Annotated in this window: 5 protein-coding genes; 3 read left to right on the top strand and 2 right to left on the bottom strand. The window is 37.2% G+C overall.

Annotated features, from left to right (window positions below):
• Positions 1-306 precede the first annotated feature (306 nt).
• Together xseA and HMPREF3230_RS04625 are read left to right on the top strand one after the other, a co-directional pair.
• Positions 307-1,569, top strand: a complete 1,263-nt coding sequence (gene xseA, locus HMPREF3230_RS04630; RefSeq protein WP_075523777.1) for an exodeoxyribonuclease VII large subunit — start codon at positions 307-309, stop codon at positions 1,567-1,569.
• A 224-nt stretch (positions 1,570-1,793) separates the two neighbouring features.
• Positions 1,794-2,081, top strand: a complete 288-nt coding sequence (locus tag HMPREF3230_RS04625) for an exodeoxyribonuclease VII small subunit (protein ID WP_075523780.1) — start codon at positions 1,794-1,796, stop codon at positions 2,079-2,081.
• Between the two features lie 175 nt (positions 2,082-2,256).
• Here HMPREF3230_RS04625 and HMPREF3230_RS04620 read toward each other — a convergent pair whose 3' ends face one another.
• Entirely contained in the window at positions 2,257-8,100 is a 5,844-nt protein-coding gene (locus tag HMPREF3230_RS04620) for a S8 family serine peptidase (protein ID WP_075523776.1), read from the bottom strand.
• A gap of 711 nt (positions 8,101-8,811) precedes the next feature.
• The gene (locus HMPREF3230_RS04615; RefSeq protein ID WP_082266290.1) at positions 8,812-9,465 is read right to left on the bottom strand and encodes a TenA family protein; all 654 of its coding nucleotides are present in this window, start codon (positions 9,463-9,465) and stop codon (positions 8,812-8,814) included.
• 565 nt (positions 9,466-10,030) lie between these two features.
• On the opposite strand from HMPREF3230_RS04615, the gene HMPREF3230_RS06540 reads away from it, so the two are divergent.
• The coding region (locus HMPREF3230_RS06540; protein ID WP_196489649.1) for a hypothetical protein at positions 10,031-10,436 on the top strand (406 nt) is incomplete at its 3' end.

The raw sequence follows: 10,436 nt of genomic DNA, 5'->3' as shown, positions 1-10,436 counted from the left end.
AGTGTGCTTTCAACGCAAGTACTCTTGATTGCATGAATGCAATCAACCACAACAAACACGCAAACACACTAAAAACAAAGCAAAGCTCGCGCTTCAAACGAGCTTAATGCGAGAGGACTTGCACAAGGTTGAAAGCACAGTGTGCTTTCAACGCAAGTACTCTTGATTGCATGAATGCAATCAACCACAACAAACACACAACCAACAAACCACCAAACACAACGAGCTTAATGCGAGAGGACTTGCTCAAGGTTGAAAGCACAGTGTGCTTTCAACTTGTCCCTCTTAGCAACCAAGCTTATAATTATGAATTCGTCAATTACAACGCTAAAACAAAATCAAATTCCTGAGCGAGCAGCTTTAACTACTCCAGAAAATCCTTGGCCGGTACATATAATCAGCCAAAAATTCCATGATGCAGCTACAAAATGGCCAGAAGCTTGGATTGAAGGACAAGTTACAGAAATAAATCTTCGACGTTCTAGTTCAGGTTACATAACTCTTAGAGATAACAATCAAGATGTTTCTATATCTGTAATGGGATTTTCTCAATTCGTTCAAAAAGCTCAAGGCTTACGTCAAGGAGATCGTGTCGTAGTACATGGAAAAGCTGAGGTTTGGGTTAAAGCAACACGACTAAGTTTCGTAGCAGACGACATACGTCGTGTTGGAGATGGAGATTTAAAAGCTCAAATTGACGAATTACGTAAAAAACTCAAGGGAGAAGGCTTATTTGATGCAGAAAATAAAGTACAATTGCCTGAATTCCCTAAATGCATTGGTTTGATTTGCGCACCGCAAGCCAGAGCTGAAGGCGATGTTATTACAAACGTGAATTTAAGGTGGCCAGTAACACGTTTTAAAGTTGTTCACGCTCACGTACAGGGAGTGCAATGTCCATCTGATATTATTGCTGCAATTAAACAACTTGACGCAGACCCTGATATTGACGTTATTATTGTTGCTCGCGGCGGAGGAAGTTTTGAGGATCTGATTGGATTCTCAGACGAAGGAGTTGTCCGCGCAACTGCTTCATGTATCACGCCTATAGTTTCAGCAATTGGTCACGAAGATGATTGGACTTTAATTGATTTAGCTGCAGATTTGCGAGCCTCTACACCAACAGATGCAGCTAAGCGAGTAGTTCCAGATGTTCTAGAACAATGGCAGCTGATTGATAACGCATTACAACATATGCGTATGCGTGTTGAAGCTCGAGTTGAAGGCGAAATTAGACTTGTAGAAGGTTATGCTAATCGTCCAAGCCTTACCAATCCAAGCACTATGCTTGAACCTCATGAGAGATTTGTAGAACAATCTGTAGAACGTATGAGGAATGGTTTAGTTCGCATTTTAGATGATGCGAGTTTAACGGTTGAAAAGGCTCACGCTAGTCTTACTGCTTTAAGCCCACAATCTACATTGAATCGCGGATATGCTGTTGTTCAATTGAAAAATGGTCATGTTTTAGATAACGCAAGTTCAGCTAAAATTGGCGATGAAATTACTGTTACTTTGAAAAGCGGAATTGTGTTTAGCACTGTAAAAGGAGTAGAGGAAGCAATTTAATGAAACAAATACATGCAATTACATCATAAAAGCCCTAAAACAAGTAATAAAAACAAATAAGCAATTAAAACATCTAAGCTCATTAACAAATTGCTAAATTTATTATTTAGTAAAATCTATTTATAAAATAAGCAATAAGAATAATAATGAGCAATAAAAAACAATAAGGAATAATTATGGGAAAAGAATCAGATACAAATAAGTCTGTACAATCAAGCGAAAAAATGGGTGCAAACGTAAAGCAAGCAAGTACTCTAACAGATGAAGAACGCGAGAATATTGCATCAATGCCTTATGAAGAAGCTCGCGAAAAACTAATTCAAGCTGTTCAAGCTTTAGAAGCCGGAGGTTTAACACTAGATCAATCCATGCGCCAATGGGAATTAGGTGAAGCTTTAGCAAAGCGCGCACAAGGTTTGCTTGCAACAGTTCGCGCTAAACTCGATGCAGCTCAAGCAGAGCAAGCTGCAACTGCTGAAACTGCAGGAACACAGTCTAATCTCGATGCATAAGTTTGCGCAAATAGCAAGTTTGTTTTATTTCAAAAATTATTATTAAGTATCGTAATAATAATTTGGTTTATTGCACAATAACTTAATAATCACTAATTAAGCAAATGCTCCCCACCTTTCATAAAGATGAGGAGCATTTTGATTCTCTTGAACTAATACTTAATTAAATATTAGTTTATAAATTATCAGCTTTTCTGGAAACAAACACTTTAGACATGCGTACACTGAGAACAGACACGAAGCCAGTCAAAAGTACCATAATCATAGTCATTACAGACACAATGTTTACACCAGTATGAGCAACTCTAGACTTAGATCCCTTAGTGAATGAGCGAGATTCAGAACGAGATCCAGAGCGAGAAGCAGATTCATTCGAATCATTATCTGAATTACCTTCAGAATCACTAGAACCGCTCGACTTTGTTTCAGAAGCAGCAACCGCTTTAGCAGAAGCTACTTGCGTATTACCCTTCATCAACAAAACTGTATGCTCACCTTCGTATCCTTCAGGAATGAATGCATCGAAGTAGTAACCGCCCTCCTCAGAGTGCATAGTTACGTAATCATTATTGCCTTCACCATTAAGACGCACAGGATCAGAGTAAATGAATGCGTATGCGTGTTCACCATCTGTAAAATCATTACCTTTTACGTGGAAACGATTCATACGACCAGTATTCAGATGATTTACTCCATTAGACTCATTAACAGTCAAAACCTTCAAATCAGACTGTATTCCATCGAATGAAGGAGCAGAAGGAGCTGAAGATTCAGAAGATCCAGAACCAGTTTCTTCACTACTACTTGCGCCTGAATAAGATCCAGAAGGAGTTTCAGGATCAGTTTGAGTAGAACCACCACCAGTAACAGGAGTTGGATCACTCTTACCCGGCTCAGAAGGAGTTCCAGGATCAGTTGGAGTAGATCCACCATCACCAGTAACAGGAGTTGGACCATTCTTACCAGGCGCAGGCTCTGGTTCAGTTTGCGTGGAACCATCCTTCTTACCCGGCTCAGGATCAGTCTGAGTAGAACCATCACTCTTACCAGGCTCAGGATCAGTCTGAGTAGAACCATCACTCTTACCCGGCTCAGAAGGAGTTTCAGGAGCTGTAGAATCCTGTGTCACTTTGAATGCTCGAGATACTCCACTGCCAGCATTATCGCTAGTATCACCAGTTACATTACCTGCATAATCCGTAGCTTCAACGCGAAGAGTATGATCACCCTTCTTCAAACCTGCAGTAGGAATATACAGCTTCATATCTGTATTCGTAGGTTTATCAGCGTCTGTAGGAATATTACGAACATTGCTAGTATCAACCATATTGTCTTCAATCTTAGTCTGCTTTAAGTCAGTTTCTTCAGTCTTAACTAACTTATTATCGATATAAACTTTCACAGACTTAAGATTTGGATCAGTTACATGTACGTAAATCTTCCTTGTGTCAGGCTCTTTAACATCCTCATCATCACTCAAACCAATATTAACTGTTGGATCTTCTTGATCAAGAACTACCGGAATAAGTCCAATCTTAGAAGAAGCAATCTGATTAGAAGACTGAACGTTTATCAGGTCGCCATTATCAACATGAATATCACTAGAGAATGCTCGCTTATTAACACCTTCTCCACCAGCGTGAATCGAGAAGAATCGCTTAACAGTATTACCGTTAATGTATAGCGAGTATCCAAATGCGTCATCACTTATTTCACCAGCAAGATTTACAGAATCTTTATTTGTAAATAATGTGTGACCGTAAAGCGTAGGATTATTGAAAGTTACATTAGGAGCAGCGACAGCGAAGTAGAAACGCAAAGGAGTGTTGATGAGTGTCGTTGAGTCATCGTCATCATCGTCTACGCTATCTTTCTTTTCTACTTCAAGTCTAAAGTCGTTCAAACCCGCATGCATTGGAAGCTCAACTTCAAAAGTGTGCTTCTTTTTATCAATCTTTGCTTCATAAGAAACAAGTTGCATATGCTTGTCTGTTCCAACTTCATTCTTTACGAATTTAATACTCGTTATAAGTTCACCTGCATTACCAGTTACTTTCACAGAATCCTTGCTTGGATTATTTGCAGAAACAACATAGTTATATTTGAAAATTTCTTGCAAATTATCCTTGTCAATGCTGAATTCATCCTCACCAACTTCAGGAGTATTTTCATCACTATTTTCTTGTTCTGGTTCAGAACGACCTTCAAGCGGAACCGTCAAAGTAGTATTATTTGCTCCATCAGAAGCAACTAAAGTAACAGTTGCAGCTTTTGCATCCGGATCAATAGTGGTATCAAATTCTCCATTATTAAGAGTGACTTCGTCAGAAACTGAATTTGCTTCATCAGCGCCATCAGCAACTTTTTGATATTCAATCTTCAAAGTCAACTTATCACCAGGATCATCGCTAACTTTACCTTTAATAGTCACTTTTCCGTCTGTAGCAACATCTAAGTGCTTATTTGCATTAAGGTTAGTAACAGTGATTTCAGGAGCTTTCTCGTTGAACTTCACAGTGAACTTTTTAGTATGAGCTATCGGATTTCCGTTTGCATCCAATCCACTTATCTTAATGACGTTATCGCCATTTTTAAGAGGTACAAATGAGACAAACGTTGCATGTTCACTGTCAATCTTAAATTCGCCTGTTTCGCAATTAGACTTATCGTGCTGATCCCACTTTCCATGAGCTACTTCTGGACGAAGCGACTTCACATCATCAGAAAGATAACCACTTAAAATCAAGTAGTACTTATCATCACCATATTTTTTAACTTTATAATCCCTAGGAGTCAAAGTATTAGTAGTTAAAGAATCTTGATTATTAACAACAATCTTAGATCTTCCATCTGGTTTGCCGGCGCTATTCAGCTTATTGAACACTTTTGCTACAGCATTTGCATTTAAAGCATTGTCAAAAGACTTAGCAACAATGAACTTTGCTGAAGGATCTATCGGAATCTTACAAGTTAAAGTATGACCACCTTCCGAATCCTTACAATTCTGGCTAGTATCATATTTCAACTGATGACCTTCATCACCGTCCATTGTAATAGACGGAGCAGTTGGCGTGCCAATTAAATCATCATGCATAGTGAAAGTGACATCACCGTTTTCATCTCGATCAGAAATTTTAATAGTAGGACCAGTAGTATCGAGAGCAAACTTCATGTCATACTCTTGAGCTGGGAAATCCTTAGAAAGCTGAGCTTTAATACGATATGTGTAATAACCATCCTTAGCTACAACAAAGCCTTTCTTAGGATCCCAAACTTTACCATCCCAAGTACCATTAGAACTACTACGGGCTCCATTAGCATCCATCTTTCCAAGATTTGTGCGACTTAGATAATCATCGTCACCCAAATCTATAACAAGGTTTTTGCCGTCTTTATCGTAAACATAATAATTCACGCGTTCAGCATTTCTTAGCACTGCAATAGATGGCTTAACGCTTTCCAGTATTCCATCATCATTAGGAGAAAATGCTCCAAGAGTGAGTTCTTTACCTTCAGCGTTTACTTTCATGACACTTTTACCAAACAAATTATTGTCATAAAGTGTAGAAACAAGTTTTGTTGTTGCAGGAATATCACTACTGTAAGTACTATTAGGGTCGACTATAATTGGCTCTTTATTCCAATCGCCCACAAATCCTAAATATGGAACAGACAAATTTGGTTGACCTTCTGTTGTTGACTCAAAACCAATATAGCCTTCAACATAATGATCTCCGTTAGTCTTAGGATTAAGAGTAAATTTAACAGTTTCTGTTTTACCAGGAGCAACTCGAACATGCTTTGATAAAGTAGTCAAGCTTTCATTACTGAATGATGTTACAGTTTTTTGCCCAGCTTCATTAGACTCATTTATAACTTGATTATCTGGAATATCAAATTGAGCATCACTTTTTCCAATATTATGCAACTTTACGTTAATAGTGCGTGGACCATTAACTTGACGCAATTGCGCATAAGCGTTATCAGTATCATCTACTGTTGCAATAACGTTAGTTTCAACAGCTTTATCAACTTGCGCTAAGCCAGCGCCAATTTGGCGAGGAGCATATGGAACACCATTATCATTTTTAAGAACTTGAGCAGTATTCATCAACGCTTGTTCAACGCGCGTAGCAAGTGCTTTTGCAGAAAGATGTGGGAAACGATTCTTGTAACTTTGCATAACTAATGCAGAAAGACCAGAAACATTAGGAGCAGCCATGGAAGTACCAGACATGCCTATATAATTGTTTTCTCCGTTCTGCGTAGACCACACGTTTCCACCAATACCTGCAATATGAGGCTTGAAGTCAAGTTCTGGAGTTGGTCCCCACGAAGTAAATGTTGAAGGATGCAAACTACTAGGATTTGGTATTTCAGTGTTTCCATTACTAAACGAAACCTCTACCTTTTTATTATCCTTCTTTGCATTCTCAATTGCGGTCTTTATTTCTTCACCAACACTCATTGGGATTGAAGCACCAAAGATCTTAACCTTTTCTAAGCCGCCCATACCTATGAATAAATCATCAGGCTTGTTATTGTAAATGATTACGCCAGCAGCACCCTTTGCTATTGCATTATTAAACTTATCTTTAAATGAGATTTCTCCGCGCTGAATCAAAACGTATTTGCCGTTACAATCAACGCCGTTGAAATCATCTGCGCCTCCATTATCCGGAGTTCTACCTAATCCTGCGTAAACAATTTCATGCTTTCCACCATCTGCACTTCCAGTAGCAATAGAATATACGAAATCTTTAGACTTGTTATTCGCATAATAAGTAGCTTTAGAAGCAGTAATTACCTTGTTTTCTACAGATGCAATGCTAAACGCTTCATTGAATGCTGCAGGACTTCCTAAAGTTCCATCATCCCACTTACCAAACGCATCGTCAGTTGTTCCACTAGCAGAGAAATTCAAACCAGAGTTACCTGCAGAAATCACTGGAAGAATACCAGCTTCGCGAGCATGCTTGAGAGCTAGTCCAGTAACACTTGACATACCACTCATACCGTTGTCAGAACCCAAAGACATGTTGATAATGTCAGCACCAAGTTTCACAGAAGCTTCAACTGCAGCAGCAATATCAGCATCGTCAGCACCATGCTTGTCAGGATCATTCGAGAATACTTTCATAGCAAGAAGTTGGGCATTTGGAGCAACACCTTTAATTTTTCCATTAGCTGCCACAATACCCGCAACATGCATACCATGCTGTTCTTTGCCTGCATCTTTTACATTGCAATTTTCATCAGCAAAATTGTAACCGTCAGGAACTTTTTCAGTGAATTCAGTAGAACCACACAAATCTGCTGCTCTACGTTGCATCTTAAGATTAGAGTTGTTAGTCAACTTCATGTCTGGCTGGTTTACATCAATACCAGTATCGACTATTGCTACTAACATTCCTCTACCGTCAAGATCTTTATGCTTCCGCTCAAAAGCTTTTGTTACGCCTTCGAGAGTTCTAGCTGTATTTTCAAGAGGATAATACACGCGCTCTTTTGCTACAGAAGCAACTTCAGGCTCATTTTGCAACGCTTGAATCTTATTTTCAGGAAGAGTTGCTTCGAAAGCATTAACTAAGTAACCGAGTTGACGATTAACAGTAATACTATACTTGTCTTTCCAAGTAGAAAGTAAATCATTCTGCTTAGCTTTATTTGCTCTTTCAGCAAAATCAGATGCTAAGTGACGCTGATTTTTAAGAGTAACGATAACTTTTACAGGAGCAGTTGAACTCAATTCATTATTATTTGAATATTTCTTTGATTCATCCAAAATTTTCGCAACATTTGGATTAAGACGCAATTCATCAAGAGTTAAAGGCTTACTGGAAGCGTTTTTAACTGCTTTTTCTATTTCTTGCTGTGACTCCGATTGCAAATTAGCGCCACCTGAGTAAGAATCCTGCGCATAAGCAGAAGGAACTCCAGAAAGTGGCACAATCAACGTAGCAGTAGCTACGCTTAATGCGGCTAACCGAGTCAAGTATGACGTTCTATTGAACTTCATAGCAATCTCCTCTCGAATGGATATGAACATATTCCTAAAACGCGCTAAGACGTAGAAGAAATATATTCCGAAGACTCTAGCATTTTTTATGTAACAGAAAATTTTCAACTATGCTTTTAAAAGGCATAAAATGCCATATGCGAACCATTCTCAATAAGATAAAATGGCTAAATAAAGCCAATACCCCCCCCCACCGAATAAATTTAATTAACAGTTAAAAAATCTTAAGTTTACATGTTATTTACGTAAGCACTTAAAAAATTACGCTTCTTTTTCAAATTTGCGACTATCGGAAAATTTACACTTGAAAACCATTGAAATATAGGAGTAATTTAAAGCCAAAATAATGCAAATATAATAAAAAATGCATCAAATATCTGTAAAATTACTAAAAACTATAATTAGAAAAAATAACAGAATATTATATAAACGCCTCAAAACGCCTGAAAAATAGCGAAAATAGTGCAATAATCAGGCTATACAGGTAGTACAACAAAAGATTTTACAATAAATTTTATGATAAATTTTACGAAATTGCCTTATAGAAGAATATAGCAATAAATTTTACACAAAACCGTAAAAACACGTAAACACGTAAAAACGCAAAAACCGGTAAATACGCAAATTAAGAAACACGTAGATACCGGTCTTTACGTAAATAATAGTAATGCAAAACTGCGTATAGTATTAGTTCAATCAGTATTAGTTCAATCAGATTTCTGCAGGACTTTCATAAGAATTATCAAAGAACATACGCTCAAGTTTCACAGCGCGCGCAAAATATTCACGAGCTATTTTCGAATCCTCGGGTCCAACTCGATCTAATTCATTACGCAAGAATCCAACAAAATCGTGGAAACCAGCGTAATCATGCAAATCAATCCATTGATAATGAACTTTACGCTCAGGTCGCTTGCCTTCAGCATTAGAAGCCCAAGTAATATATATCCATTCAGTAACATTTAATACAGCTAAAACTGCAGCGTAATGACCGCTATGAGCTGCATCTAAAAACATCTTCTTAAATTCACGAGTAGATTCAGTATCAGGAATATTATTCCTAAAAGATTCAGGAGTATTAAACTCTTTGAACGCATCCACAAAATACGTATTCTCATCTCCTGCTACTTCACCAATATATTTAGAGAACACAAGCCTACTATCAAGCCTATCTGCTGTTGTAACGGCAGCACCCAATAAAGCTAAGAAACTATCTAAAAATCTGTAATCTTGAATCAAATATCCAGCTAACACAGCATCTGGAATCGTGCCTTCAACTAATTCATTAACAAAACGATGATGAATTGCAGCATTCCATGTTTCAATATTCTCATTTTTTAATTCGTCTGTGAATCGCTCAGTCATAATCACATCCTTTCTTTGCATGCGTTATTTCATAATAACTAACACTCACATACATTTGTTTATAGTAGATAGTTACAACTAGGAAAGAGGCTTAGATATTTGAAATTCAGTTTTAAATTCATCGTCATCTCCCTCTTATAGAATCAATCGATATGCTTTACGAAGAGTTCCTATATTTTTTTTATCATAAATAATCGTTATTTGAAATAGTATAATTTTGTTATATAAAACAATCTAATTTCGTTATTTGAAATAGTCTAATTTTCGTTGGATTAGTAAGCATTAGTTAGTAATATTAGTAAGCATTGTTTAATAAAAGTGATACATAATTTATAAATAGTAATTTAAGCTAATTTGCAAAAGTAAATTATTTAGACAATTTACAAAAATAAGTTCTTAAACTCTTTATCGGTATGTTTCTTTATTGGCATGTTTCTTTATTGGTCTGCTTATATTTGCGTGTTGACGTGTTAAAGCGTAGAGTATTTAAAGTTTTTATTATAAAGACGATATGAAAATAACTCTCTTATAGTAATAAATTCAAATGATGAGAATGGGATATAACATGTCACAGAGCTTAAGTAGCAATAAAAACATTCACTCTAATATGTCTTTAACTCTTAAAAAAGTTGTATCTATCACAATTGCTTCATTGACTGTAATTGGATTAGCTTGCTCACTAAGCGCTTGCGGAGCAAATAGCGTAAACAGTAGCACAACAAAAACGGAAGACCAAAGAGTAAAACAGTTAAGCAAATATAAGGTCGAATTCCTCATCGGTGCAACCGATGCGGAATTCGATTCCGCTTCCTCTCCTGTAATTATGCACTTCATCGGTGAAGATAAAAACAATAAAGACGTTGACTTTTATCATGCTATTGTCAAAAATGGCAAACGCGACATCATCAACATGAAGCCTGGTCACTACAAGATTGACATGTCTGACTGCATGTTGTCTGACGGCAGTGTTC

The organism is Gardnerella vaginalis, assembly GCF_001563665.1.
Lineage (GTDB): Bacteria > Actinomycetota > Actinomycetes > Actinomycetales > Bifidobacteriaceae > Bifidobacterium > Bifidobacterium vaginale_A.
This window is presented reverse-complemented; position numbering and strand designations above follow the sequence as displayed.

Bases quoted from the DNA above. Each gene is read 5' to 3' on its own strand.
- HMPREF3230_RS04620 (WP_075523776.1), bottom strand. From the start codon at position 8,100: ATGAAGTTCAATAGAACGTCATACTTGACTCGGTTAGCCGCATTAAGC.
- HMPREF3230_RS04625 (WP_075523780.1), top strand. From the start codon at position 1,794: ATGGGTGCAAACGTAAAGCAAGCAAGTACTCTAACAGATGAAGAACGC.
- xseA (WP_075523777.1), top strand. From the start codon at position 307: ATGAATTCGTCAATTACAACGCTAAAACAAAATCAAATTCCTGAGCGA.
- HMPREF3230_RS04615 (WP_082266290.1), bottom strand. From the start codon at position 9,465: ATGACTGAGCGATTCACAGACGAATTAAAAAATGAGAATATTGAAACA.